Here is a 25,423-nt window from a genome sequence, read left to right as displayed (position 1 = left end):
TTGACATGCCAGACTTTCGAACGCCGGGTATGTCCGCCGCTCCTCGTACATTTGCGATCAGGGCGGTGGTAGCTGTTGCCGTCACCGTGATTGTCGCTACTTCGGCGGTACTCGTCGCGGCAGCGCTGCCCGACGATGCCATGCACATCTCGATGCACACCGACACGGTCGCGGGCGGTATTGATACCGGGACCAGTGTCGTTCTGAATGGAGATGAGATCGGTTCGGTGTCGTCGGTCCGCGCCGACGGCAATCGGTTTGTCGTCCAACTGACTCTCGCACCCGGATATCGTGACCGGCCGGATGTGGTCACCACAGCGCTCCAAGTTTCCTATGCGCCGAAGAATCTGTTCGGGATCAGCGCCGTGGTGTTGACTACGCAGCCCGGCGGTGAACCGCTCTCGAACAATGCTGACTTCTATCCGGACACACCAGTCGACTCCACCCTGACAACATTGCTGCGAAGTCTGAGTGATCTGAATACGCAGGCCTTCAGCCCGTATGTCAGCGATATTCTCGCGACGGCCAATAAGGCGACATTGGGGCTGCTGCCCGTTATCGGTACGGTCGGTCGCCTCGCGACGGATATCGCCGATACCCAGAAGTTGTCAACCGCTGCGACCATGCCGCAGTTGGCGGGTGTGCTGCGCGAATTGAATACGACTGTGACCGGTTTGCTCCCTGGTCTGCAGCGATTGATGGATTGGCAAGGGCCGAAACAGCCGGGGTACGTTGACAACGCGAACCGTGCACTCGCACTCGCTGGAGCGGTAACTATTCCCCAGATCGATGACCTGCTCGGGGAGAATCTCGGCCAGGCTATGCCGCTTGTTCCGCCGCTCAAGCAAATTGTGACAAGGATCCAGCGAACCTTCCCGGATTCACACCGCAACGGGCTGGAGATCGCGATGCTCATCGAGCGGATCCGCGGCGCATTGCCAACCGGGCCGGGGGGCACGCCGGTGCTCAACGTCGACGTTGTACTCAAGGGAATTCCCGGTGTCACCGCGGCACTGGAATCGCTGTCCACTGGAGGTCGCGGGTGACTACGTTGCTCCGATCGAGTATCTACTTGATAATCTTCGCGCTCGTCGCAGTTGGTGGCGGAGTCTTCATCGCCAACGCGATTAGTCGACCGACCGAAGGCGATTCCAATACCTATCGGGCCGAATTCAGTAATGTCTCAGGGCTTAGAGTCGGAAATGACGTCCGCTCGCTCGGTGTTCGAGTCGGCAAGGTCACCTCGGTCGAGCCGATCCGTCGCGATGGCACAAGTCTGGCGCTCGTGACCTTTTCCGCTGCGGAAGATCAGCATCTGTACCAAGATTCCAAAGTGGCGATCCGGTACTTGAACCTCACCGGCATCCGCTACCTCGATCTGCAGCAGAAATCCTCAGCGGGCCATCCTCTCGCAGCTGGCTCGACATTCGGCCTCGCATCGACGATTCCCTCATTCGACATCACCGAGATATTTCACGGTCTCGCACCGATCTTCGCGGTGATGAGTCCCGAGGACATCAATCACTTTTCGCAGAGCATGCTCGCGCTAGTAGAGGGCGACGGTTCCGGTTTCGGTCGGGTGCTCGGCTCGTTGAACAGAGTGCTCAGCGTCGTCGACGATCGGTCTGCTGTCATCGATGTTCTGGTCGACAATCTGCGCCGATTGTCGGTGTCGCTCTCCGGTCGTTCCGGGGTAGTGACACCGATCGTCGGCTACCTCGCGGATCTAGCCACAGTGCTCGCAGAACGTCTGCCCGAACTCCGCCATATCGCCGACTTCTCCGGCGAGACACTGATCAGTGTCGACCGGTTTCTAGGCTCTGTTGGTCTCCGCGACAATCGCACCCCGGATCTGGACGCGATAATCGGACAGATAATGCCATTCGCGAAATCGGTGGTGGGAATTCTGGCGCTTACGCCGGGAATACTCTCGGCACTCAACGGCATTTTGCCGACGGCCGGGACTCAGCCAACCGCTGTCAGCTGCTCGCGGGGCCGAGCGGCACTACCGGCCAACATCGCGATCTTTGTTCGGGATACCCAGGTGACACTATGCAAACGTTAGGTCGTCGCCTGCTTGGCATACCGCAGACAATTCTGATGCGACTCGTCGATCCGCCGGCGCGGACCGCGGCTCAACGTAAACGAATAGACGCGGCGTGGGGGATCACGGCGGTGGTTGTGCTGGCCGTGTTGGGCCTGATCGCCGCCGGCCTCTACGTATTCACGCCGGGGAAAGAGACAGTGAAAGCGAATTTCGCCGAGGCAGGACAGATCCGAACTGGCGACAATGTGCGGATTGCCGGGATTCCAGTAGGTGCGGTGTCGAGCGTGAAACTTGCCGGTGACCATGTCGAAGTCACGATGTCTGTGGATCGGAACACCTTCGTCGGCAGCGAGTCCTCGGCTGATGTCAAGATGCTGACCATCGTTGGCGGGACCTACATCGACATAACTTCCGTCGGCGAAGAACCGTTGGGTGACAAGGCGATCCCGGCGGCCCGAACATCTGTCCCGTATTCGTTGACCGAGGTCTTCCAGGTGGCCCAACCGAAGATCAGCAAAATTGACGCGACACCGCTCCGCAAAACTCTGGTACAACTTAACGACGGATTCGCGTCGAATCCGGGATCGCTTCGTAAGAACCTGACCGCGGTGTCATCAATGCTGACCAATTTGAACAAACGGCAGGACGAATTCGGTGCCATGCTGAATCTGGCCGCTGAATACTCCAAAACGGTCAATGCCAATGGTGACGTTCTTACCGCTACTGTTCGTAACCTCAGCCTCTTCATCACCGAGTACGACGACTTCGGGCGCCGCCTGAACGCCGCGGTTTTCGGATTGAACGGAATTCTGGCCAAACTGCGCGGGGTGTTCCTCGCCTACCGCGACGACATCGACCCGCTGGTTCGTCAGATCGATTCGATTGGGCGCGAGTTCGGGCCGCTGCTTACGCGTATAACTCCGATGATCAATCAGGGTCGTGACCTGATTAAAAAGCTTGAAGGAATGGTAGCGCCGGACGGCTCAATTAAGATTGATCAAGGAAATCTAGTGCTGTCGTCGGACTTCTGTGTTCCGATGGCCGGGGCGGGGTGCTGACGTGTTGCGACGGATCGTGGGATCACCGTGGCTGGTGTCGGTTGGCTCGACAATTCTAGTGGTATCGCTCGGCGTCGCATTCTTACTGATGCCTCGAGCGATTAACTCGCGCACCACGTACTGCGCTCAGATGAACGATGCGGTCGGAATATTTGAGGGAAATACGGTCACGCGGCGCGGCGTCGGAGTCGGCACCGTCACCGATGTCGAGTCCGGCACTGGTTCCGCGCGCGTGACCTTCAGTATCGACAGTGACCAGATATTGCCCGCAGACGTTCGGGCCGCATCGGTATCCCCGTCGATCATCGCAGTCCGGCAGCTCGCATTACTCGGTGACTACACGAGCGGTGCCCGGCTGACGCCGGGGCAATGTATCGGCATCGAGTCGACGAGTACTCCGGTATCGATCAGCAAATCTCTGGAAAGCCTGGCAACCGTGGGTAAACAGCTCACCGTGGACGCCGGACCCGAACAACTCGCCGCAGTGATGTCGAGTGTCCGAAATATCAGCGGCGGCCTGGCCGGGACTGGACCGGTACTCAACGCGGTGATCAAACAACTCGCGATAGCACCGAATACGCCGATCACCGGTGGCTTGGCTGACCTAGCGACGGTGATCGACAACGTTAGCGCGATGACGACTGGACTATCGACGAATTGGGGCATGTTCAGAGACTTATTCACGACGATTTCGCCGTTACTCGGCAGCACGATAGTGCCGTTGATCGACGGCGCGACTGGCATAGCGGATTCGGCTCCCGATATTCTGATCGTGCTGCGGAGTTTGATCACCAGATACTCGCAGTTCGCTTGGCCAGTCCTCGACGCAGTCGTGCCGATCGCGCGCCTGATCGGCGCGGGAATGCGCAACTTCGGTGATCTTCTCGGCATAGTTCCGGTGTTGATCAGAGCTTTCAATGTGTCGTTCGATCAGAAATCACTCGGTGTGCGTATCCGATACACGCCGCCCAAGACGCGGATCCCGGCCAAGAACCCGGCACTGACCTGCCAGAACATCAATCGGATTTTCCCCGGCCAGTGCCACGTTTCCGGGCCGGACGGTATGGAGGTCGACGCCGTCCGGATGGCGTTGCTGTTGACTGGAGCCGCACGATGAACCGGCATGTCGTGTTGCCTACCCAGATTCTTCGTCGAGCTGCCGCAATCGTACTCGTCGCGATAACACTGTTCGCGGCCTCCGGTTGTTCGAGCGCGTTTAGCCCCGAACGGCTCCCGACTCCGCAGTCAGTCCGGGACGGTTGGCCGCTCACCGTCGAATTCACCACCGTGGTCAATCTGCCGGTCTCCTCCAAAGTAACAATCAACGGAATTCGCGCCGGCGTTGTCGATTCGATTCGCTCCAGCGGCTCAATCGCAGTAGTGGAGCTCTCCATCGACAGGGGTTACGTCATCGGTGCCGATGCGCAGGTCGAGTTGCGGCAGGACACGTTGCTGGGTGACACATATGTAGCGATCTCCAATCCAGCCAACGCCTGGTCGAAACGGCTAGCATCGGGCCAGAAACTAACGAAAGACCACGTCAAGCCGCCCGTGCAGGTCGAAGATCTGATGGTGAGTCTGGCGAATTTCCTCGGCAGCGGCAGTCTGCCGCAGTTGGGCAACACCTTCGAAAAGGTGAACTCGCAATTCCCGGATAGACCGGCTGAGGTGACGCGGGTCATGGCGCCTCTGGTGGAAACGCTGAATGCCTACGCCTCCAATACTGCGGATCTGACCGCTATGTTGAACTCAGTTGTCGGGATTACCACGGAGTTGGACAAGCGTCGTCCGATGTTGGAAACGTTTATGAGCGCGCCGGGCGTAATGCAAGTCCGAGGCGCGATGCTCGGATTGTGGATTATCCGATTGTTCGCGACGCTCGATCGCGGTCTGACTCCGCTAGTTCCGGCGGCCCCGCTGTTTGATGGTTTGTCGAGCGTGGTCAACACGGTGGTCAAACCGCTGCTGATACCAGGCTGGCCGAATTACCACGGGCAGCCCGCCAACGCGACAGCACTATTCAATCTGTTCAATGACAAACTCATCCCGTTCTTCAAAAACGCGCCACGCCTCAATATTCGGAAGTTGTCGATTGACAACGGCGTGAGCAATACCGAACTCGCAGGACAGATGGTTAAAGCATTCCGCACAATCGGGATGGTGCCGTGATGATGTCGGTGAAAAAAGAATTCTCGATCAATATCGCGACCTTCGCGATTGTGATATTGGTCTGCGGTGTCTACCTTGCCAGTCAGGTCTACCGATGGAATCCGGTCCAAGAGTATTCCACCGTTTCGATGGATGTCCGCAACACTGACCTTGTCTTGCGTGGGACAGGGGTTTTCATCGACGGTGTCCGCACCGGCGAGGTGAGCGACGTTCGCGTCACGCCAACTGGTGCGACACTGATATTGCGATACCCGCGGGATCAGCGGATTTCACGCGATACCGATGTCGAGATAAGTATGCAGTCAGCGCTCGGCGAGCCCTATATAAATTTTAAGTCGGCAGCGGCCACCAGCGCCTATTTGAAGGACGGGGATCGCATCGCGGCCGAGCGGATACGGCAACCCGAATCGATACCGGCGATCTTCGATCTCATAACCAACTTGACGTCGGTGATCGCGGCGGACCCGATGGCATCGCTGCTGCATACGGCATGGCAGGCGTTAGAAGGTACCGATCAGGCGTGGGGACAGATCAGCGACGGCAGTCGACTGATTGCCGGCGTATTGCTGTCGCGATCACCGCAGTTGCGCACGATGTTCATCAACACCCAGCGATACTCCGGCGACCTTGGCTGGCTGATGTCCACACTTCCACAGTTTGGCAGTGGCCTGGGTGTCGCCCTGGATCATTACACCATCGCATTGCGGAAGGTGGAGCGCCTCATCAACGTGACTGACCTGCACCGGACGCTTGAACAAACTCTCAATCCCTTTCTGATCCGGATCAATGCGTATCTGGCGAAGATAATGCCACCGACGATGGACGCGATCGGACCACTCATGCCGATCGCCACCGCCCTGAATCAAACACTGCCGCAAGTGAACGTCAGCGAACTGCTGTCGACCGCATTGCAGATGTTCGGATCGGGGAAAGCCGCGCGGCTGGTAGTGACGGTGCCACCGAAATGACGATGACACGAGGAGATGATTTCGATGCCTGACGAAACGCCGACCGAACCTGCCGAGGTAGACCTTTCTAAGAGCGATACCGTCAAACGGTCAACCCCCCGGCCATCGGCACGGCCGGTGGCGCGTACGCCTCGCCAGGTCTCGTTGTCGGTACGTACGATCGTCGTCGCCGCGCTGATCCTGGCACTGGTCGTCGCGCTCGGAGTTTTCATCTATCGCGATGTGACAGCCCGAAACGACTTGAACGACCTGCGTACGAGCGTCGCGGACCGTGCGCGGGCCGAGGATATCGCCGGGCAATACGCGGTCAATGCTGCGACGTTGGACTATCGCGACCTCACCCCGTGGATCGCCAATATGAAGAAGGGCGTCAGCCCCGACCTGCAGAAGCAGTACGACCTCATCGGTCAGACGATGGAGCAGGTATTGACACCTCTTCGAATGCAGACGTCGGCGAATGTGATCGTGGCGAAGACCGTCAACGTCGCTGGAAATGTTTTCCGTGTTCAAGCCGTCGTGGATGTGAATACGAAAACCGTTCAGACGCCGAATGGCGGCAACACGACTGCGACCTACACGCTGACCCTGGATCGATCGAAGGACTGGATGATCACCTCGGTCGGCGATCCCACGTCGGCGATTCCGCAGGCGCTCGGCGGTGCCAACCCGACACCCGCCACACCGACACCATCCACGTCGTCGCCCGCGCCCGCAGCGCCGTCGACGCCGGCAGGAGGTTGAGGATGGTCTCGGCAACGATGACGCGCGGTCCGTCGACCAAGGCCGTACTGCGGGATAATCTGCGCGACAATGCGTTGGGGCCGGTGGAAACACTGGGACGGACATTCAGTCTCGGTGTGACCGCGGCGGCGATGTTCATCGTCGATGTCTTTCGGTGGCGGGTAAAGATGCGCGAGGCGGTCCTGCAGGCGTGGTACATGATCAGCGTGACCGCCATTCCCGCCTTCCTGATGGCTATCCCGTTCGGTGTGATCGTCACCGTGCAGATCGGCAATATCATCAACCAACTCGGTGCTCAATCGCTGTTGGGTGCCGGGTCGGGTTTCGCGGTAATTCAGCAGGCGGCTCCGCTGGCATCGGGAATGCTCCTCGGTGGAGCCGGTGCGTCGGCGATCGCGGCTGATCTCGGTGCGCGCAGTGTGCGCGAGGAAATTGATGCGCTTCGAGTCATGGGCATTGACCCGATACAACGACTTGTGGTGCCACGCATAATCGCGGCAGTCGTGGTGGCGCCGTTGCTGGCCCTCTTCATTGTCCTGGTTGGCGTGATCTCAGCTTTTTACCTTTCGGTCACCCTGCAGGGCGTCGGTCCGGGAAGTTACTGGCAATCCTTCGGCGCATTCGCATCGATCCGGGATCTGCTGATGGCGATGGTCAAAGCCATCATCTTTGGCTTCATGATCGCGGTTATCGGATGTCAACGAGGGTTGGAGGCGCGTGGCGGTCCTCGCGGTGTCGCCGACGGTGTGAACGCGACTGTTGTGATCTCGACAGTCGCCATCATCGTGGTCAATATGGTGTTGACGCTCATCTACACCATCTATTTCCCATTGCAGCTAGGGTGACCGCACCAAGATAGCCGATATCACTATCGGAGAAATAGTCAACCAAGTTTCTAAACATCAAGAGAAGGAGAGAGAGTATGGCACACGCGGTAGGGGCTTTGGTGAAGGTTGCCGGACGATCAGCCGATGTCGCATTCCGATTGGCGGGGCTTAGCATCGCTGGAACCGGAGTCGCGCATTTCACTACTCCGGGACTGTTTCGTACGGTTACCGCGGTGGCCTTTCCCGAAGATCCGGAACGGTCGGTCAAGGTCAACGGTGCAGCGGAGACCGCAATCGGTTCCGCCATCGCGTTCCGGCAGACCCGCATGGCCGGATGTGTCGCTCTTGGCGTCTACGGGACATACCTTGCGAGTAATGCCTGGTCAGCGCTCAGGCCCGCGCCAGCCGGCAATCCAACCGTCGGCAATATCAAAGAGGTCTGACGAGTAGGTCGCGCAGTCAGTCGACCGGCTCGGACTTCGTTGATCGTGACTCGCGCCAAAGCGCGATATCGTTTCCGATATCCGTGGCGGGTAGTTCGTTGAATAGCCATTCTCGCGCTATTCGATGCCAATTGTTCGAGACCCTCAGTTGGCCCAGCACTCCGAAGGTCAGGAAGTCTGTGCGGCGCGAGAACATATGCTCGGGTGGAAGATTCTGTCGCCGAATGTTCTGGTGTTCGCGTGAGCGGGGGTCGAGTGCGAGCAATACCGTTCCGGTGGCCAAGGTTGGGTCGATGGCGATCTCCTCGTCGGCCAGATGCCATTCCGCGGCACCCCAGATGTAGGAAAGGCACTCATTCGCGGTTACCGGTGCGGACTCGTCGAAGACCCCCGCCGCGACCATCAGACGCCGAATTTTTCCGGAATCCCCGCTGGCCGCCGCGCGAAGCATTTGACGTTCTTCTTCGACGCGATCGGGTGTCATCCGATGGTATAAACCGAAATCCAGAAAGCAAATCTTTCCGTCGCCGCCGATGAGAATATTGCCCGGATGCGGGTCGCCGCAGAATTCGTTTCGCTCGAACAGCGAACCCACATAGAAGCGATAGATCAATTCTCCATAGTGATTACGCGCTTCCGGTGGGAGCTGACGCAGTGACTCGAAGGATTCTCCGTCGAATAACTCGGAGACCAGAACATGGTCGGTACACATCTCCTCGACGACATCGGGTATGACGATATGCGGATGGCCGACGAATTCGCGTGCCACCGCCCGCTGGGTACGACTTTCTCCGACATAGTCGAGTTCTCGTTCGAGATTGGAGGTGAATTCTTCGACCAGTGCACCGTTTTTTATCGTCGGCCACTGAGTTGTGAACAGCTTGCCGAACAGGGCGAGGTTGCGCATATCGGACCGAACCGCACGGTCGACCCCAGGATACTTGACCTTTACCGCGACTCTTCGGCCGTCGTGCAACCGGGCGCGGTACACCTGGCCGATCGAGGCTGCGCCGATCGGATTGGTGTCGAATTCCGCGAACGCGGAAGCGAGCGGCCCGAGGTCGGATTCGATCACTTCACGCATCTCATCGAAGGCGACTTGTGGTGCGCTGTCGAACAGCGCAGCCAACTTCGCCTGGAAATCCGCTCGATGCGATTCCGGGAGCAGATCCAGGTCGATGAGCGCGAACATCTGGCCGGCCTTCATCGCGGCACCCTTGAGGTTGCCCAGGACTGCCACCAGCTGCTCGGCGGCGCGCAGAGTTGATCGCTGAGCGAGTATTGCGCGTGCTTCGTCCGATCGCCCGATCATTGATAGTCGCGTTCCTGCGCCGCGGGCGGCTTGCCGGGCGGCGAGTCTTCCGAGAGTCGCCCCGCGCCGCATTCGGCCACTCGCCATTCGGGAACTTCTTGGCGGGGGAGGTGTCGACTCCTTCGACATAGCACTTCCTCTCCTGCCGGGGCCGGGACTCACGACACGCCAGTGACCTCCGTGGCGTGTTGGGCTGTTGCTCTCGCCGGGTCGTCGTCGGCGTCGGCCAGCGTTGTGTAACTGTAGTCGTCTAGTGGGAAATGCTTATTGCCCCACCACATTTCGATATGCGTACTCGGCCGGATCGCGGCGGGATCGCCCTGGTAATTGACGTAGTAGGTGTTGGATCCTTCGCACGCTTCCGAGAGCCACATCGTCTTTTGTGCCCGCGCCAGATACTTACGGTAGTAGGCGTCATGCGGTTCCTGACGGATCTCGACGCGAGTCGCACCGCGACGTCGGGATTCGGCGATGGCACGCGCCGCATGGCGGCTAGTGCATTCGATCATCGCGATATAGGAACCGGCCGCGAACCCGTAAGGGCCGGTGATGAGAAATGAATTGGGGAATTTGGGCACCGATACGCCCTGGTAGGCCTGGAATCGATGTTCATCCCAGAACTGATTGAGATCGAGACCGTCGACCCCCTCCAATGGGAACGGGGGAGTCGCGCCCTTGGCCATCACCTTGAATCCGGTGGCGCAGACCAGCACATCGATTTCATGATTCCGGCCATCGGCGGTGCGAATGCCGGTTTCGGTGATCTCGGTGATCGGGGAAGTGACCAGGTCGACGTGGGGGAGGGTGAAGGTCTTCAAATAACGGTTGGAGACTGACGGCCGTTTGCAGCCCGGCGCATAGGTCGGTGTCAGTTTCTTCGCGAGTTCCGGTTCGCCGCGCAGCCATGTCCGGTATCCGAGTGCCCCGCCCTTGGCCAGCCCGGAAACGAGGAATGGCACTCGGTTGTGGAACACGCCGATGCCGGTGATGCCGAAGTCGATCCCGACGGTGACCGCCGCGCGAATCGATCGTCGAATGACTGGGACCCGCAAGAGCGTGCCGGCAACCGCGGCCGGTATGCGCGCGTCCGGTTTAGGCGCGACCCAAATCGGTGTGCGCTGGAATACCGACAGATGCGCGGCCACGTCGGACAGTTCTGGGATCAGCTGCAAGGCCGTGGCACCGGTACCGATAACCGCGACGCGTTTGCTCGAATAGTCGAAGTCGTGGTCCCAGCGTGAGGTGTGCACCACTTTGCCGGCGTATTTTTCGATGCCGGGTATATCGGGCATCTGAGGTTGTTCGAGTGCGCCGACGGCGCCGATCGCGTACCGGCAGGTGAGTGTGTCGCCGTCGGTGAGCTGGATATGCCAGAGGTGGTTGTCCTCGTCCCAGTTGCCAGCTACCGCGCCGACGCCGAGGCGGATCCGATCGCGCAATCCGAACCTGTCGACGACGTGTTCAGCGTACTGCTGAACTTCCGCGCCCGGCGCGAACACCCGACTCCATTTCTTCGGCGGTGCGTAGGAGAAACTGTAGTAGATCGACGGAATATCAACGGCCACACCGGGATACGTATTCGCCCACCAGGTACCGCCGATGCCGTCGTTCTTGTCGATGATGACGTAGTCGGAAATGCCCGCGCGGTCGAGTTCGATACCGGCACCGATACCGCCGAACCCTGCGCCAATGATGACTACTTCATGGTCTGGGGTGATCATTTGGTGACTTCCTGACGGTGAGCGAGACGCGGCCTCGGCGTAGCGAGGCTCCCGGCTTTCCTGGATAGTATCCATATCTGAATAGCGCGTCAATCTATTCGAACCAGGATGCTGGATGGAGTCTGCGAGGCTGGGTCTGCTGGGGTGCATGTTCCCTCGGGGGCGGTGTCGGCGCAGATATGAGCGCCCAAATGCCAGGCGGAGCCGGGTTACACCCGTGCCAAGCCCAGGTTCTCGCGAAGAGTCTGCCCCGGATACTCCGTCCGGTAGACACCGAGTTCTTGGAGCAGTGGCACCACGTCTTCGACGAATCGGTCCAGCCCGCCCGGCGTGATGTGCGGGACGAGAATGAACCCATCCGCGACATCGGCCTGAACGAAGTCATTGATCGCGCCCGCGACCGTCGCGGGTGAGCCGATGAACGACTGCCGTCCGGTCACCTCGACGATCAGCTCGCGGGTGGTGAGTTTGCGCGACGAGGCCAGTTCCCGCCATTCCCGCGCGACGTCGCGGGGATCGCGATGTATTCGCACGCTGGCCCGCCCCTTGGCGACGGTATTCTCTCCGGGGACCGGATCGACCTGTGGCAGTGGACCATCGGGGTCGTGATCGGATAGATCCCGATTCCACAGTTGCTCCAGAAACTTGATCGCGGTCTGTCCACTCACTTGTTGCAGCCGGACCTCGCGTGCGATTTCGGCGGCGTCGGCGTCGGTATCGCCCAACACGAATGTCGCCGCCGGCAGTACCAGGAGATCCTCCCGACGTCGTCCGTAGGCTGGCAGGCGGCGCTTCACGTCGGCGTAGAACTCGCGTCCCTCGGCGTATTTCGCATGCCGAGAGAAGATCGCATCGGCCTTGGCAGCGGCGAATTCCCGGCCATCGTCGGAGTCGCCGGCCTGGAAGATCACCGGCCGTCCCTGCGGCGGTCGTGGCACGTTGAATTGGCCCCGGATGTCGAACTGGGAATCGCGATGTACAAATGACCCGACGTCGGGTCGTGCCAGATAGTGTCCCGACGCGACGTCGGCCAGTACGTCGTCGGCATTCCACGAATCCCATAATTTCGTCGCGACATCGAGGAATTGCTTGGCCCGCGCATACCGTTGGTCTTGCGGGAGGTACCCACCCCGGCGGAAGTTCTCGCCGGTGAACTCGTCCCATGACGTTACGACATTCCACGCCGACCGACCGTCGGAGAGGTGATCCAGCGATGCGAATTGCCTTGCCACTTCGTAGGGTTCGTTGAATGTCGAGTTGATGGTGCCGGTTAAGCCGAGGTGTGTTGTCACTGCGGCGATTGCTGAGAGAACCGTGAAGGTATCGGGGCGCCCGACGACGTCGAGATCATAGATCTGCCCGTTCTGTTCCCGCAGTCGTAACCCTTCGGCGAGGAAGAAGAAGTCGAACAGACCTCGTTCCGCCGTCTGGGCAAGGTGCACAAAGGAACTGAACTCGATATGACTGCCCGCGGCGGGATCGCTCCACACCGTCGTGTTGTTGACCCCTGGAAAATGGGCGGCCAGATGAACCTGCTTTGTCATGCGAATGGCACTTTCTGTCGCGACGCGAAAGTATTCTCCGGGCGTGTCAATCCGAGGTGACTTCGTAGGGTCGTCTCCTCGTAGGCGGTTCGGAATAGCTTGCGGCGCTGCAACTCCGGCACCACTTGGGCCGCGATTCTGGGGAGATCGAAGGCGTGAGTCGCCGGATGCAGTCGCACGCCACTCACGCCGCCGACTGAGTGCCAGTCAGCGATAGCATCTGCCAACTCATCCGTAGAGCCCACGAAAAGACTTGTTGCGCTGGAGTATTCGATCCCGTCGAGCTCATCTAACTGATGTTTGCGGTGGATGGCGTGACTTGTCGAGTCGCCGAGGACCACAGTGAGGTCGACGAAGACGTGTACCCGATCTTCGTCGGAACGTCCTGCGGCGTCGTGGAACCGGTCCAGATCGGCCGCTCTGTTCGCGGCTTCGGCGCTGGTGGCTGGTGCGATGAATCCCACGTCCGCCACCTGGCCGGCCAACTCCGCGGACCTGTCATCGTCCACCGCGATGGCGATGAGGGGCTGTCCCTGGGGCGGGCGAGGAGTGATCGACGGTCCGCGCACCGAGAAATGTTCGCCGACGAAATCGGTGTAGTGCAACTTCTCGCGGTCGACGAAGCGGCCGGTCGAGATGTCTCGGATCTCCGCGTCGTCTTCCCATGAATCCCACAGCAGCCGAATAACATTCGCATATTCGGCGGCCTCATCGGCGGCGGCTTCGGCGCTCAGCTCGCTCGCTCGCCGACGTCCGAATAGAGCGGCCTCGTCGGCGTCGAGTGACGTCGACAATCCGATCCCCGCCCGGCCGTCGCTCACATAGTCCAGCGTGGCAATGGCTTTCGCCAAATGAAATGGTTCGGTGTGCGTCACCTGTGCGGTGGGGATGAGCCCGATACGCCTGGTCAACGGCGCTACCCGTGCGGCGATCAGCGTCGAGTCGAGCCGGCCGGCAACCCGATCGGTCCGGATGGTCCCGACATCGGAATTCCGCAAGAGGAATGAATCGTCGAGGGTGATGAAGTCGAGAAGTCCGGCCTCTGCCTGCCCGACTACGTCCGCCCAGTATCGGGCCGTCAGCAGTTCATCTGCCCGCGCATTGTCGGCCCGCCAGGCACCAGGGTGCGCGCCCGCGCCGTCCAGGGCAACCGCCAAATGGATCTGGTCGGGTCGATCGGACATGGCATCCTCCGCGCAGCAGTGAGTGAGTCTCGGCGATTAGCCCTTTCGATTCGAATAACCCGCTCGCCACCGTGGCAAATCCCGGTTGAGCCGTTCTGATCACGCTGACCGCAAACCTGGCAGTGCTGCGCCGCGTAGCGCTAACTGGGTGGGTAGCCATGCCCTCATCTCAGCGAGGCCACCAGGAGGACCGATGCCAGGCGATATTCCGTTGTCGGTGTTGGACCTGGCACCGATCATCGACGGCTCCGACGCAACTACCTCGATCAAGCGCAGTGTTCAGCTAGCCAAGCAGGTGGAATCGTTGGGCTACAAGCGCTTCTGGCTAGCCGAACATCATTTCGTGGCAGTCGCCAGTTCTTCGACGACGACGCTGATCGCTCTCGTCGCCGCCGCGACCGAGCGCATCCGGGTAGGTTCGGCTGCCATCCAGATCGGCTTGCATACGCCTTCGTCGGTGGTCGAGGCGTTTGGCACCATTGATGCTCTCCATCCGGGGCGGCTCGATCTCGGATTGGGTCGCTCGGCGCAGCGTCGGACGGATTTCACCCGTTCGGTGGGTGCCCGGGATGCCGCTACGACCTCGCGCGGCGAACCGCAACCCGACCAAATTGTCGACGGACTGCTGATTCCAGAGCCGTTCCCGGTCGAAAAACTGTACATCGCACCGCGGTTGGCGGCAGGCTTCGACGCAGCGCAATTCGCCGGAGCGCAACCGCCGGACTTCGCCGACGCTGTGGATGACATTCAGTCGCTGTTGGGTGGATCGTTCGCAGTTGACGATGTGACGCTGGAGGCGGTCCCCGGGGCGGGCGCAGATGTTCAGGTGTGGATCTTCGGCAGCAGTAAGGGACAGAGCGCCCAGGTGGCCGGTGCACGTGGGCTGCCGTTCGTGGCGAACTACCACGTGAGCCCCGCGACGGTATTAGAGGCAGTCGAAGCCTATCGCTCGGCTTTCGTCCCGTCGGCGGCATTGTCGCGGCCGTACCTGGTTGTATCGGCGGATGTTGTTGTAGCGCAGGATGATCAGACTGCCCAGCATCGCGCGTCGACTTATGGTCATTGGGTTCACAGTATTCGTAGCGGTGCGGGGGCGGCACCGTACCTCGATCCGGACACCGCTGATCCGCTTGACGACGAGAAGCAGAAATTGGTCCTCGACCGGACTCGCACCCAGTTCGTCGGCGCGCCGGATGTCGTCGCCGACCGCCTCCGAACGCTGGCGCGGGTCACCGGTGCCGACGAACTCGTGATCACCAGCGTCACTCACGACTTCGATCACCGGCTGAGTTCTCATGAACTGCTGGCGCGGGAATGGGGATTGAGCTGATGGCGGCACGCTCCCTTGCGGCGGTGGTCGCCCTGATCCGAGGGCATCTCGACTTGTCGCCTCGGACGCTGGCTCTCGCCGCGTGTACCCATCCGGAGGCACCGTCGGCAATGGCGTCACACTGCGCCGATCCTGGCTGGCTCCCACACGACGGGGAGGGCTATCCGGCTCGTTCGCGTTCGGGCGAATAGAGCGGCTATAGCTGCTTGTGGAACTTGGTGACTAACGTTCGCGTGGTGATCCGCCAGCCGTCGACTGTGCGTGCCCAGTCGTCGTCGTAGTAGATGCCGAGTAGAAAGGCCGAACTGTCCGGTGTTTGCATGGGATTGAGGCACAGCGTCCGCGAGGTCGCCGTACCGCCGTCGATGCGGATGTCCACATTCCCGAGGAAGTGGCAGTAGGCGCTGAATGCCGGCAGTACCTCGCCCAACCAGGCGATGCATTCGTCGAGTGTTCCGGTGATTCCGCCGGTTGCGGAGTAGTCGATGTGGGCGTCTGTGGTGAACACCGTACGCAGGTCGTCGAATCGACCGCCGTCGACAGCTGTCGAGTACGCGGTGAGAGCGTCCTGTATCTCCAGGCGATCTGAGATATCTCTCAGTGAAAGAGTCACGCGTTGAGTCTGACATCTATGCGCTGACATGGGGCGATAACCGATCCTAGATCTCACAGCAGATTCACACGATGATCGGTCTTATATGCCAGTTTAGGTGCATATACTCGCGGACAACTTACGTGGTCAATACAGGAAATGAGCGATAGATGAGTGACGATAAGTCGAACCCGGACACGACGCCGAATGATGGGGATGCGACGGCGGCGGGTAAGCCCGACGAGACGCCGACGAGCCCGATCACCGATTCGACCGATACACCCACCGAGTCGACGGCCGTAACGTCGACAACCGCTCCGGCGCAGACACAGACGCCGACACGCATCGGGATCGCGAAGACCTGGTCGACCACCCCCGCGCTGCGAGTGTTGGTCTACGTCATCGGTGTGTTGTTGATCTTCGGACTTGGGTTCGGAGCTGGGATCGCGGCCATTGGCAGCATCGACCGTCATCACGGACATCACCACCACCACAAGTTTGATCGGGGCGGGGACGAGTTTGGTCCGGGCCGCGGGCCCGGTTTTGGCCACGGTCAGCAGGGGCCGGGCGGGTTCCCCGGCGGCCCCGGCAACTGGCAACGCGGCGGTTCGGGCCAGCAGCAGATGCCCGGTCAACGGCAGGCGCCCGGTCAACAGCAAGCGCCGGGCCAGCAACAAGCGCCCGGTCAGCAACAAACAACCGAACCAACCCAGGCGCCGACGCCCGCCGCCCCCACGGCGTAGCGGCTCCGCGTCGCGAAGCGGTCGGCGGATAAACTCCCCGTATGGCAGTTACTCGGCCGACCGATAAGTCCGATAAAGCACGCAGCGCCCCGCGATCCCGGATGACCGGCCCCCAGCGTCGGGCCCAGCTCATCGAAGTCGCGCGCGGGTTGTTCGCCGAGCGTGGATACGAAGGTACGTCGATCGAGGAAGTCGCCCAGCGGGCAGGCGTATCCAAGCCGATCGTGTACGAGCATTTCGGCGGGAAAGAGGGCCTCTACGCCGTGGTCGTCGACCGCGAGATGGAGACTCTGCTGTCGATGGTCACATCATCGTTGTCGGACAATCGATCTCGCTATCGCGTCCAGCAGGTCGCATTGGCCTTACTCACCTATATGGAGGAACGCACCGACGGGTTCCGCATTTTGGTTCGCGGCGACCGGACATCCAATAGCGAGACCGCGACATTCTCCAGCCTTCTCAACGACGCGATCAGCCAGGTGGAACATATTCTCGCCGGCGACTTTGAACGCCGCGGATTCGACCCGAACCTCGCACCGCTCTATGCGCAGGCGCTAGTCGGGATGGTTTCGGTGACGGCACAGTGGTGGCTCGACGTCCGGGAACCGCCCAAGGAAGTTGTCGCGGCGCATCTGGTGAATCTGTGCTGGAACGGCTTGACTCGACTAGAGCCCGAGCCGGTCCTGGTCGACGCCGATTATCACGAGGCGACGCCGGCAACCGTGCATCCGCAACTGCGCCAACGGGTTTCGAGTGACGGGGACGACGACGCCGGCAACTAGTCGATCCGCTAACTCAACACCAGGCTGCGTTTGGCCAATCCCATCCAGAAGCCATCGATGACTTGTTCGGGTTTTTGCTCGGGATTGCCACTGGCGCCGAGCGTTACGAACAGTGGCGCGAAATGCTCGATCGTCGGGTGTGCGTATGGCATGCCCGGTGCGCGGTGGCGGAAATCTAACAGAGATTCCACATCGCCCGCGGCGAATCGCTCGTGCGCCCAGGTGTCGAATTCCGCCGACCAGGCCGGCGGCGTGGCGTCGGGGCGTGGGTCGGTGAGAAACGGCAAACCGTGTGTGGTGAATCCAGATCCGATGATCAAGACACCCTCGGCGCGCAGCGGGGCGAGGCGATTGCCCAATTCGAGTAGTCGCAGCGGATCGAGGGTTGGTAGCGAAATCTGCAAGACCGGAACGTCGGCGTCGGGATACATCACGGTCAGTGGCACATAGGCGCCGTGGTCGAGGCGTCGAGTCTGATCATGGGCTACCGGCTCGCCGTAGGGCATCAGCGCCTCGATACGCGCGGCAAGGTCGACGGCGCCGGGGGACCAGTAGGTGGTTTGGTAGTAGCGCTGCGGGAATCCCCAGAAGTCGTAGGTCAGTGCGACGGTCGGGTCGGTTGAGCCGATGGTCAGCGGCGCTTCTTCCCAATGCGCCGATACGACGAGGATCGCGGTCGGGCGCGGCAGATCGTCCGCCAGCGCGCGCAACTGAGATACCCACAGCTCGCTATCGATCAACGGCGGAGCGCCATGCGAGAGAAACAGGGCTGGAGACAAATTGGTTGTCATGGTTACCAAAACGTATCACGGGCCGTTCGCATTCCCGTGTGGTCAGTTGATTTCGCGTTGTAGGTATACGACGTCGATCCAGCGGTCGAACTTTCGGCCGACCTTGGCTAGCCTCCCCACCTCGGCGAAGCCGTATCGCCGGTGCAGGGCGATCGAACCGTCGCCGCTCTCCGCTGCGATAACAGCCACGATCTGCGTGACGTTGTCCGGATCTGCCTGCTCGACGACGGCGCTTAGCAAGGAGCTGCCCAGTCCGCGGCCGCCGAGGCCCTGACGTACGTAGATGGTGTCCTCGGTCGTCTTAGCGTATGCGGCTTTCGCGCGGAATTCTCCCAGGTAGGCGAAGCCGACGACACCGTCGTCGACACTGTCGGCTACCAAGAACGGACGCCCGGCTTCGGTGATCGCCGCCAGCTTCGCTCGCCAGTCATCGAGCGACGGTGTCTCGTAGTCGAAGGTGGCGACGGTGTTCTCGACATAGTGTCGATAGATTTCCCGAATAGCCGCCAGATCGTCGACGACAGCCGGGCGAATCGCGACGGAGGGGGAAATCGATGCGGTCATGGACTCAGACATTAGAACACCGACGCCGGTAGCCACATCGATGGGTTCACGGCGAATATTTGGTTGTCGGTGTCGGAGCATAGAATGCTCCGAGTGGTCCCACCGCTTGATTCCTCGTCCGCTGATTCGCCGTCTGCTGATTCGCCGTCGCCGCGCCCTGCCCTTTCCGGACTATCTCGCATCGCCCGCGCGTACCCCGCATTCGCGGCGGTCGCCGCACGGCATGAGTCGACCCTTCTGACGATTACCGCTCCCGACGCCGCTCGCCCCTTCGTCGTAGCTGCGATCGACGGTATCGACGATGCTCCGTTGTTGGTGGTCTCGGCCAATGGTCGAGAAGCCGACGACCTCACCGCCGAACTCTCCGAAATGCTGGACGACCCGGCGGCGGTGGCGCAATTCCCGTCTTGGGAAACGTTGCCGCATGAGCGTATGTCGCCGAGTGCAGACACCGTCGGGCAGCGTTTGCAGGTATTGCATCGCCTGGCCGATCCGGCTGCGAATGGCTTGCGGGTCATCGTGACCACGGTTCGTTCCCTGGTGCAGCCGATGGCACCCGGTCTCGGGACGTTGCGAACGGTGACCCTTGCTGAGGGGGGCGAGGTTGACTTCGACGACCTCATCACCGATCTGGTAGCGATGGCCTACGAACGTGTCGACATGGTGGGTCGGCGCGGCGAGTTCGCGGTCCGCGGCGGTATCCTCGACGTATTTCCGACGACGGCGGAATTCCCTGTGCGCGTGGAGTTCTGGGGTGACGAGATCACCGATTTGCGGGCATTCTCAGTGGCCGATCAGCGTACCCAGGAAGAGATCGACGTCGCGGCTGTCCAGATCTTCCCGTGTCGAGAACTCATCCTCACCGAGGCGGTACGGGTTCGGGCCGGTGATCTGGCGAGCGAACATGCCGACGATCCAGCACTCGCGGAGATGTTCACCAAGATCTCCGAAGGCATTCCGGTTGAAGGGATGGAAGCACTTATCCCGGCGTTGGTCGACGGGCAGATGGAGTTGCTGACCGAGATTGTGCCGAGTGGCACGCGGGTGGTTCTGCTCGATCCGGAGAAGATCCGGACTCGGGCCGCGGACCTGTCCAAGACGGGTGCGGAATTCCTCGAGGCGGCGTGGTCCGCGGCGGCGCTCGGTGCGCAGGCGCCGCTGTCGTCGGGTAGCGGCGTCGGAATTGACTTGCAGGCCAGTGCATATCGCGCCATGGACGAGGTTGAGGCCGCGACCTTAGAGGCGGGACGGTCGTGGTGGACGATCAGTCCACTATCGGCTGGCGACGATGACGAGTTGGCTATCGACCTCGCGCCCGGTCCCGCGCCGCGTGGCGACGAGGCGGAGATCGCGGCCACGTTCGCGATGCTGCGGGCGCATGTGGCAACCGACGGTCGTGCGGCAATTGTGGTGGCGGGCAAGGGAACCGCGCAGCGATACCACGAACGCCTCGCCGACGCGGGCGTGCCCTCGGCGGTCGCCGACGCTGGAACCGAACCGGCGCCGGGGACGGTGTGGGTGTATCACGGGACGCTGCGGCATGGCCTAGTGCTGGCCGGCGCCGGGAGCGGAGCGAGCGGGCCGAATGTGACCGGCGCCGGGAGCGGAGCGAGCGGGCCGAATGTGACCGGCGCCGGGAGCGGTCTGGTGATCGTTTCCGAGGCCGATATCACCGGTACCAGGACCGTCGGAGCCAAAGAGGGGCGCAAGCTTCCGGCCAAGCGCCGCAACCAGGTTGATCCACTCGCCCTGGCTTCGGGCGATATGGTGGTGCACGACCAGCACGGCATCGGCAAATTCGTCGAAATGATCGAGCGCACCATTTCCGGTGCCCGCCGTGAGTATCTGGTCATCGAATACGCGGCGAGTAAACGTGGTCAGCCCGGCGACCGGTTGTACGTGCCGATGGACGCGCTCGATCAGTTGAGTCGCTACGTCGGCGGCGAGCAGCCTTCCTTGTCGAAACTCGGCGGATCGGATTGGCAGAACACAAAACGTAAGGCGCGCAAGGCTGTTCGCGAGATCGCGGGGGAGTTGGTGCAGCTGTATGCCGCCCGACACGCCGCTCCTGGTTTCGCGTTCAGCATCGATACTCCTTGGCAGCGGGAGATGGAGGACGCCTTCGACTTCACCGAGACGGTGGACCAACTGACGGTGATCTCCGAGGTGAAATCCGACATGGAGCGACCGGTGCCGATGGACCGGGTCATCGTCGGCGATGTGGGTTACGGCAAGACTGAGATCGCCGTGCGCGCGGCTTTCAAAGCGGTACAGGATGGCAAGCAGGTCACCGTGTTGGTGCCGACGACCATTCTGGCGCAACAACATTTGCAGACATTCGCTGAACGCATGGCCGGCTTCCCGGTGCGGATCAAAGGGCTTTCACGCTTCACCGACGCGGCCGAATCGCGCGCGACCATCGAGGCGATGCGGACTGGCGAGGTCGACATCGTGATCGGCACCCATCGCCTGCTGCAGACGGGGGTGTCCTGGAAGGATCTCGGCCTGGTCATCGTCGACGAAGAGCAGCGATTCGGCGTCGAACACAAAGAGCACATTAAGTCGTTGCGCACCCACGTCGACGTGTTGACGATGTCGGCGACGCCCATCCCGCGCACGCTGGAGATGTCGATGGCGGGCATTCGGGAAATGTCGACCATCCTCACTCCTCCCGAGGAGCGGCATCCCGTACTGACCTATGTCGGCGGGTACAGCGGCAAGCAGGTCGCGGCCGCGATCCGACGAGAACTATTGCGTGACGGCCAGGTGTTCTTCGTGCACAATCGAGTGTCGAGTATCGACAAGATGGCTCGGGAAATCTCGTCGATGGTGCCCGAGGCCAGGGTTGTCGTCGCGCACGGGCAGATGGGGGAGGACCAGCTAGAACGTACCGTCAACGGGTTCTGGAACCGTGAATACGACGTACTGGTCTGCACGACCATCATCGAGACCGGGCTCGACATCTCCAATGCCAACACCCTCATCGTCGACCGTGCCGAGAATTTCGGGCTATCCCAGCTGCATCAGTTACGCGGTCGGGTGGGACGCAGTCGCGAACGTGGGTACGCATACCTGCTCTACAGTCCGGAGAAACCGCTGACCGAAACGGCCTACGACCGGCTGGCCACTATCGCGCAGAACAACGAGCTGGGTGCCGGGATGGCTGTCGCGCTGAAGGATCTGGAATTGCGCGGCGCGGGAAATGTACTGGGCGCCGAGCAGTCCGGGCATGTCGCGGGGGTGGGCTTCGACCTTTACGTACGTCTGGTCGGCGAGGCAGTCGAAGCGTATCGAGCTGCCGCGGATGGAAAGACGGTCGAGTCGACCGAAACCTTCGAGGTTCGGATCGATCTTCCTGTCGACGCGCATATTCCGGTCGAATACGTCGATTCCGACCGTCTGCGGTTGGAGGGCTATCGCAAACTTGCTGCCGCGGCGACCGACGACGACATCACCGCAGTTCTCACCGAACTCGCCGATCGATATGGTGAGCCGCCGGTCGAGACTCGACGCCTCGCCGCCATCGCGGGTTTGCGGCTGCGTGCTCGCGAGCGGGGAATTGCTGAGATCGGTGGGGCTGGCACGCAGATCAAGATTTCGCCGATGTCGCTTCTCGATTCCGAGCAGGTCCGCCTCAAACGGCTGTATTCGTCAGCCGGTTATCGTGCGACGACGTCGGTTGTTACGCTGCCGATTCCGCGTACCGGTGGTGTTGGGTCGCCGCGCCTGCGCGATGAGGAATTGATCGAGTATCTGATCACATTTCTCAAGCAGATTAAGCCGATTGACACGATCTAGGGGCGCCGGCCAGGGCGACCGGGCGGGTGCAACGCGCACCGTCCACCTCAGGATGAGACTATTGTTTGAGATCGAAAAGTAATTGCTCCTCGCATGAAGTCTAGAAGTCGGAGGTAGACGTCGACATGACGGTGATCCTGCTTGATCCGTTACGTCCCGAGGTTCTGCCGCTGGCTGCGATGAAATTCGTCGTAGGGCCGGTGCTGGTGACCGAGGACGTTCATCCGACAACGCTGTGGGCGCTGCAAAACGCGACTGCCGCGCCGGTCCATGACGATGGTGATCCGCTAACGGTGTTGATCAGTACCGACCGCACCCATCCGTTGGTTCGGGCGCGCACCGAGCGGGGTGAAGTGGTAATCGCTGTGCAGCGGCACTCCGGCGACTCCCTGATCGAGGCTGTCGCCTTGATGGACACCCTGCGCCGCAACGGTCCGTGGGAATCGCAGCAGACTCATGATTCGTTGCGGCGGTATCTGCTCGAGGAGGTCTACGAACTTCTCGACGCTATCGACGTCGGCACCCAGGACGATCTGCGCGAAGAACTCGGTGATCTGTTGCTGCAGGTTCTCTTCCACTCCCGGATCGCCGCCGATGATCCGACCGCGCCTTTCGATATCGACGATGTCGCAAGGTCTTTCGTGGCCAAGGTGTCCCACCGTACGCCGGGTATTTTGTCCGGTGAACACAGCGATCTGGAGACCCAGATCCGCGAGTGGGAAGAACGCAAGGCCGCGGAGAAGGCCCGTGGGTCGATTCTCGACGGTATCGCCACTACCGCGCCTGCATTGGCGCTGGCGCAGAAGGTCCTCGAGCGGTTGGCCGCGGCGGGATTCCCCAAACCTGAGGTTGATCACGAATTGCTATCGGTGACAGTCGATGTTGGTGGCCGGAGCACTGAGGACATCACTCGTCAGCGCGTGTTGGATCTGATGGATCGGGTATATGCCGCCGAGGCTTCGGCCCAGGCCGCCGGCGTGGTGTTGAGCACGCCTCAGGACTGGCTGGAACATCTGGGTGTCGCGGACGGCTATGTGGCGCAGGAGGATTCGGATGGGGACGAGGTGCCGCAGTCGAGCGCACTGCCTGCATCATCGGATAGTCCGGCTGCGACTTCCGAAGCCGCGACTCCCGAACTGACGCCGACCGAAGACCCGCTTCCAGAAGATGCGTCGTCACCGGCCGCCTCGGAAGCATTATCCGAGGAGTCGGCCCGAGACGACGGTTCCATCCCCGCTGCCGATGTGTTCGAAGAGTCCGCGAGCGAGGAAAGTGTCACGGCGCAAACAGATCTCGCCGCCGCCGACGACGATGTCAGCCTTGACGACTACTACGGTTCGGAATCGATCGACGAGACGACGGCAGAGGCGGGTGCCGAGGGCAATGACACCCAGACCCGTGCACCTGACGCGCCGAATGTGGTGCCTCGCTCACCGCGAGAAGACTGAGGGTCCGCTAGCGCGCACCATCCTCGGGCTATCCCTCGAATAGCTGCTGTCCCCACCATTCGCCGTCGCGGAGGCCAGGTGGGATGGCGAATACGGCGGCACCGTTGGGAATCAGGTATTCGGTCAGGGCGTCCTGAGTCGACAGCGTGTTCTGCATCGGTACGAATTGTTTCCCGACGTCGCGGCAGAACGCCAGAAAGAACAGTCCCGCATCGAGGTGACCGAAACCGTCAGAGCCGTCGGTGAAATTGTAGCCGCGACGCAAGAGGCGAACGCCGCCGTTCTGGTTGGGATGGGCGAGCCGGACATGAGCGGTGAGCGGGATGAGTGGTGATCCCTTGGACGTGATGTTGAAATCCGGTGTGTCGAACTCTTTTTCCTGGCCGAGTGGAGCACCGCTTCCTTTCATCCGTCCGATGATCTGTTCCTGCTCAAGGAGATTCGCGCGATCCCACGGCTCGATGTCCATCCGGATGCGGCGGGCCACCAGATAGGTGCCGCCGGTCATCCACTGTGCCGCGCCGGGGTTGTCGTCTTTTTCCACCCACACCCAGTTGTCGAGAAGGTCGGTGTCCTCGGCGCGCACATTGTTGGTTCCGTCCTTGAACCCGAACATGTTTCGCGGAGTGTCTTGAGATTTCGTCGTCGACGAGGTGCGACCGAAACCCAGCTGAGACCACCGAACCGATACCACACCGAAGCCCATCCGGGCCAAGTTGCGGATGGCATGCACCGCGACTTGTGGGTCGTCGGCGCAGGCTTGTACGCAGATGTCGCCGAAGCTCTTCGCCGGATCAAGACGTTCGGCGGGAAACGCGGGGAGTTGACTCAAAGCCGCCGGTCGCCGGTCGGCGATGCCAAACCGGTCGCGAGCAGTAGGGAAGGCCGGTGTCGGGCCGAACAGCCCCGGCCCGAAGCCGATTGTGAGCGTGAGCTTCGACGATGAAAGGCCAAGTGCCTCACCGGTATCTGCTGGAGGGGTGAAATCACCCAGGCCGGTCGCACCGTCCGGGGTGGTCTCCTGGCCCGCGGTCATTCGCTCAGCGGCAATGGTCCATCGCTTGAGCAATGCCACCAGCGCCGCTTTGTCGTCGGTGACGACGTCGAAGGCGCAAAAGTGCAGCCGGTCCTGGGCTGCGGTGATGATGCCAGCCTGGCGGTCGCCACGAAATGGCACCACGTCCGTCGGTGCCGGCTCCTGCGCGGCGGTGGCGCGGCCAATCGCCGCACCACCGGCCGCGGCGGCAACCACACCGACTCCCGTCGCACCCAGCAATGTGCGCCGAGAGAGTTTCGGGCCGGATCGCCCGGACTCGTCGGGAGTCGGTGTGTCAACCATGATCAAATAACTTCCTTCGTAA

At 61.3% G+C, this 25,423-nt stretch carries 23 protein-coding genes; 15 read left to right on the top strand and 8 right to left on the bottom strand.

The features are described 5' to 3' along the window. Positions 1–5 precede the first annotated feature (5 nt). From AAFP29_RS16345 to AAFP29_RS16305, 9 genes are all read left to right on the top strand, one after another. Positions 6–1,046, top strand: coding sequence for an MlaD family protein (locus AAFP29_RS16345; RefSeq protein ID WP_419218449.1), 1,041 nt, complete (start codon positions 6–8; stop codon positions 1,044–1,046). Continuing rightward, a complete protein-coding gene (locus tag AAFP29_RS16340) occupies positions 1,043–2,065 on the top strand; it encodes an MlaD family protein (RefSeq protein ID WP_419218448.1) in 1,023 nt (340 codons plus the stop codon). The genes AAFP29_RS16345 and AAFP29_RS16340 overlap by 4 nt, the downstream gene beginning before the upstream one ends. Beyond that, positions 2,053–3,105, top strand: coding sequence for an MCE family protein (locus tag AAFP29_RS16335; protein ID WP_419218447.1), 1,053 nt, complete (start codon positions 2,053–2,055; stop codon positions 3,103–3,105). The genes AAFP29_RS16340 and AAFP29_RS16335 overlap by 13 nt, the downstream gene beginning before the upstream one ends. An 88-nt stretch (positions 3,106–3,193) precedes the next feature. After that, positions 3,194–4,222 (top strand): MlaD family protein, encoded by a 1,029-nt coding sequence (locus tag AAFP29_RS16330; RefSeq protein ID WP_419218446.1) that lies wholly within the window; start codon positions 3,194–3,196, stop codon positions 4,220–4,222. Further along, positions 4,219–5,274: an MlaD family protein gene (locus tag AAFP29_RS16325; RefSeq protein ID WP_419218445.1), complete on the top strand. Its 1,056-nt coding sequence runs from the start codon at positions 4,219–4,221 to the stop codon at positions 5,272–5,274. Before AAFP29_RS16330 ends, AAFP29_RS16325 begins: the two co-directional genes overlap by 4 nt. Then, the gene (locus AAFP29_RS16320) at positions 5,274–6,242 is read left to right on the top strand and encodes an MlaD family protein (RefSeq protein ID WP_419218444.1); all 969 of its coding nucleotides are present in this window, start codon (positions 5,274–5,276) and stop codon (positions 6,240–6,242) included. Before AAFP29_RS16325 ends, AAFP29_RS16320 begins: the two co-directional genes overlap by 1 nt. Positions 6,243–6,266: 24 nt before the next feature. Then, entirely contained in the window at positions 6,267–6,983 is a 717-nt protein-coding gene (locus tag AAFP29_RS16315) for a hypothetical protein (protein ID WP_419218443.1), read from the top strand. 2 nt (positions 6,984–6,985) lie between these two features. Then, positions 6,986–7,828: an MlaE family ABC transporter permease gene (locus AAFP29_RS16310; protein ID WP_419218442.1), complete on the top strand. Its 843-nt coding sequence runs from the start codon at positions 6,986–6,988 to the stop codon at positions 7,826–7,828. A 77-nt stretch (positions 7,829–7,905) separates the two neighbouring features. Next, the gene (locus AAFP29_RS16305; protein ID WP_419218441.1) at positions 7,906–8,253 is read left to right on the top strand and encodes a hypothetical protein; all 348 of its coding nucleotides are present in this window, start codon (positions 7,906–7,908) and stop codon (positions 8,251–8,253) included. Between the two features lie 16 nt (positions 8,254–8,269). Here the strand turns inward: AAFP29_RS16305 and AAFP29_RS16300 are convergent, their stop codons facing one another. The 4 genes from AAFP29_RS16300 to AAFP29_RS16285 form a co-directional block, all read right to left on the bottom strand. Continuing rightward, on the bottom strand, positions 8,270–9,694 hold the full coding sequence (locus AAFP29_RS16300; protein ID WP_419218439.1) for an ABC1 kinase family protein: 1,425 nt from the start codon (positions 9,692–9,694) through the stop codon (positions 8,270–8,272). A 29-nt stretch (positions 9,695–9,723) separates the two neighbouring features. Continuing rightward, positions 9,724–11,286, bottom strand: coding sequence for a flavin-containing monooxygenase (locus AAFP29_RS16295; RefSeq protein ID WP_419218438.1), 1,563 nt, complete (start codon positions 11,284–11,286; stop codon positions 9,724–9,726). A gap of 209 nt (positions 11,287–11,495) precedes the next feature. Next, positions 11,496–12,830: an NtaA/DmoA family FMN-dependent monooxygenase gene (locus AAFP29_RS16290; protein ID WP_419218437.1), complete on the bottom strand. Its 1,335-nt coding sequence runs from the start codon at positions 12,828–12,830 to the stop codon at positions 11,496–11,498. Next, positions 12,827–14,014 carry an LLM class flavin-dependent oxidoreductase gene (locus tag AAFP29_RS16285; RefSeq protein WP_419218436.1) on the bottom strand — a complete coding sequence of 396 codons (1,188 nt, stop codon included), beginning with the start codon at positions 14,012–14,014 and terminating at the stop codon, positions 12,827–12,829. Before AAFP29_RS16285 ends, AAFP29_RS16290 begins: the two co-directional genes overlap by 4 nt. A 193-nt stretch (positions 14,015–14,207) precedes the next feature. Between AAFP29_RS16285 and AAFP29_RS16280 the strand changes: the two genes are divergently transcribed. Further along, positions 14,208–15,344 carry an LLM class flavin-dependent oxidoreductase gene (locus tag AAFP29_RS16280; RefSeq protein ID WP_419218435.1) on the top strand — a complete coding sequence of 379 codons (1,137 nt, stop codon included), beginning with the start codon at positions 14,208–14,210 and terminating at the stop codon, positions 15,342–15,344. After that, positions 15,344–15,535 carry a hypothetical protein gene (locus tag AAFP29_RS16275; RefSeq protein ID WP_419218434.1) on the top strand — a complete coding sequence of 64 codons (192 nt, stop codon included), beginning with the start codon at positions 15,344–15,346 and terminating at the stop codon, positions 15,533–15,535. The genes AAFP29_RS16280 and AAFP29_RS16275 overlap by 1 nt, the downstream gene beginning before the upstream one ends. Positions 15,536–15,540: 5 nt before the next feature. On the opposite strand, the gene AAFP29_RS16270 is transcribed toward AAFP29_RS16275, so the two are convergent. Next, positions 15,541–15,957 carry a nuclear transport factor 2 family protein gene (locus AAFP29_RS16270; protein WP_419218433.1) on the bottom strand — a complete coding sequence of 139 codons (417 nt, stop codon included), beginning with the start codon at positions 15,955–15,957 and terminating at the stop codon, positions 15,541–15,543. 149 nt (positions 15,958–16,106) lie between these two features. On the opposite strand from AAFP29_RS16270, the gene AAFP29_RS16265 reads away from it, so the two are divergent. Both AAFP29_RS16265 and AAFP29_RS16260 read left to right on the top strand, forming a co-directional pair. Further along, positions 16,107–16,679, top strand: coding sequence for a hypothetical protein (locus tag AAFP29_RS16265; RefSeq protein WP_419218432.1), 573 nt, complete (start codon positions 16,107–16,109; stop codon positions 16,677–16,679). A 41-nt stretch (positions 16,680–16,720) separates the two neighbouring features. Next, entirely contained in the window at positions 16,721–17,461 is a 741-nt protein-coding gene (locus tag AAFP29_RS16260) for a TetR family transcriptional regulator (protein WP_419218430.1), read from the top strand. Positions 17,462–17,469: 8 nt separating this feature from the next. On the opposite strand, the gene AAFP29_RS16255 is transcribed toward AAFP29_RS16260, so the two are convergent. Further along, a complete protein-coding gene (locus AAFP29_RS16255) occupies positions 17,470–18,252 on the bottom strand; it encodes a dioxygenase (RefSeq protein WP_419218429.1) in 783 nt (260 codons plus the stop codon). A gap of 42 nt (positions 18,253–18,294) precedes the next feature. Further along, the gene (locus AAFP29_RS16250) at positions 18,295–18,816 is read right to left on the bottom strand and encodes an N-acetyltransferase family protein (RefSeq protein ID WP_419218428.1); all 522 of its coding nucleotides are present in this window, start codon (positions 18,814–18,816) and stop codon (positions 18,295–18,297) included. A 93-nt stretch (positions 18,817–18,909) separates the two neighbouring features. On the opposite strand from AAFP29_RS16250, the gene mfd reads away from it, so the two are divergent. Both mfd and AAFP29_RS16240 read left to right on the top strand, forming a co-directional pair. Beyond that, positions 18,910–22,614 (top strand): transcription-repair coupling factor, encoded by a 3,705-nt coding sequence (gene mfd, locus AAFP29_RS16245; RefSeq protein ID WP_419218427.1) that lies wholly within the window; start codon positions 18,910–18,912, stop codon positions 22,612–22,614. A gap of 125 nt (positions 22,615–22,739) precedes the next feature. After that, positions 22,740–24,062 (top strand): MazG family protein, encoded by a 1,323-nt coding sequence (locus tag AAFP29_RS16240; RefSeq protein ID WP_419218426.1) that lies wholly within the window; start codon positions 22,740–22,742, stop codon positions 24,060–24,062. Between the two features lie 28 nt (positions 24,063–24,090). On the opposite strand, the gene efeB is transcribed toward AAFP29_RS16240, so the two are convergent. After that, positions 24,091–25,401 (bottom strand): iron uptake transporter deferrochelatase/peroxidase subunit, encoded by a 1,311-nt coding sequence (efeB, locus tag AAFP29_RS16235; protein WP_419218425.1) that lies wholly within the window; start codon positions 25,399–25,401, stop codon positions 24,091–24,093. Positions 25,402–25,423 lie beyond the last annotated feature (22 nt).

The organism is Gordonia sp. CPCC 205333 (assembly GCF_048537885.1).
Classification (GTDB): Bacteria; Actinomycetota; Actinomycetes; order Mycobacteriales; family Mycobacteriaceae; genus Gordonia.
Note: the sequence above shows the minus strand (reverse complement) of the source record. Positions and strands in the feature narration are given on the sequence as shown.

Coding starts and splice junctions, on each gene's coding strand:
- AAFP29_RS16290 (WP_419218437.1), bottom strand. CDS start 12,830: ATGACAAAGCAGGTTCATCTGGCCGCCCATTTTCCAGGGGTCAACAAC.
- AAFP29_RS16260 (WP_419218430.1), top strand. CDS start 16,721: ATGGCAGTTACTCGGCCGACCGATAAGTCCGATAAAGCACGCAGCGCC.
- AAFP29_RS16275 (WP_419218434.1), top strand. CDS start 15,344: ATGGCGGCACGCTCCCTTGCGGCGGTGGTCGCCCTGATCCGAGGGCAT.
- AAFP29_RS16325 (WP_419218445.1), top strand. CDS start 4,219: ATGAACCGGCATGTCGTGTTGCCTACCCAGATTCTTCGTCGAGCTGCC.
- efeB (WP_419218425.1), bottom strand. CDS start 25,401: ATGGTTGACACACCGACTCCCGACGAGTCCGGGCGATCCGGCCCGAAA.
- AAFP29_RS16345 (WP_419218449.1), top strand. CDS start 6: ATGCCAGACTTTCGAACGCCGGGTATGTCCGCCGCTCCTCGTACATTT.
- AAFP29_RS16330 (WP_419218446.1), top strand. CDS start 3,194: ATGCCTCGAGCGATTAACTCGCGCACCACGTACTGCGCTCAGATGAAC.
- AAFP29_RS16285 (WP_419218436.1), bottom strand. CDS start 14,014: ATGTCCGATCGACCCGACCAGATCCATTTGGCGGTTGCCCTGGACGGC.
- AAFP29_RS16250 (WP_419218428.1), bottom strand. CDS start 18,816: ATGACCGCATCGATTTCCCCCTCCGTCGCGATTCGCCCGGCTGTCGTC.
- AAFP29_RS16320 (WP_419218444.1), top strand. CDS start 5,274: ATGATGTCGGTGAAAAAAGAATTCTCGATCAATATCGCGACCTTCGCG.
- AAFP29_RS16310 (WP_419218442.1), top strand. CDS start 6,986: ATGGTCTCGGCAACGATGACGCGCGGTCCGTCGACCAAGGCCGTACTG.
- AAFP29_RS16255 (WP_419218429.1), bottom strand. CDS start 18,252: ATGACAACCAATTTGTCTCCAGCCCTGTTTCTCTCGCATGGCGCTCCG.
- AAFP29_RS16280 (WP_419218435.1), top strand. CDS start 14,208: ATGCCAGGCGATATTCCGTTGTCGGTGTTGGACCTGGCACCGATCATC.
- AAFP29_RS16300 (WP_419218439.1), bottom strand. CDS start 9,694: ATGTCGAAGGAGTCGACACCTCCCCCGCCAAGAAGTTCCCGAATGGCG.
- AAFP29_RS16265 (WP_419218432.1), top strand. CDS start 16,107: ATGAGTGACGATAAGTCGAACCCGGACACGACGCCGAATGATGGGGAT.
- AAFP29_RS16305 (WP_419218441.1), top strand. CDS start 7,906: ATGGCACACGCGGTAGGGGCTTTGGTGAAGGTTGCCGGACGATCAGCC.
- AAFP29_RS16315 (WP_419218443.1), top strand. CDS start 6,267: ATGCCTGACGAAACGCCGACCGAACCTGCCGAGGTAGACCTTTCTAAG.
- AAFP29_RS16335 (WP_419218447.1), top strand. CDS start 2,053: ATGCAAACGTTAGGTCGTCGCCTGCTTGGCATACCGCAGACAATTCTG.
- AAFP29_RS16295 (WP_419218438.1), bottom strand. CDS start 11,286: ATGATCACCCCAGACCATGAAGTAGTCATCATTGGCGCAGGGTTCGGC.
- AAFP29_RS16240 (WP_419218426.1), top strand. CDS start 22,740: ATGACGGTGATCCTGCTTGATCCGTTACGTCCCGAGGTTCTGCCGCTG.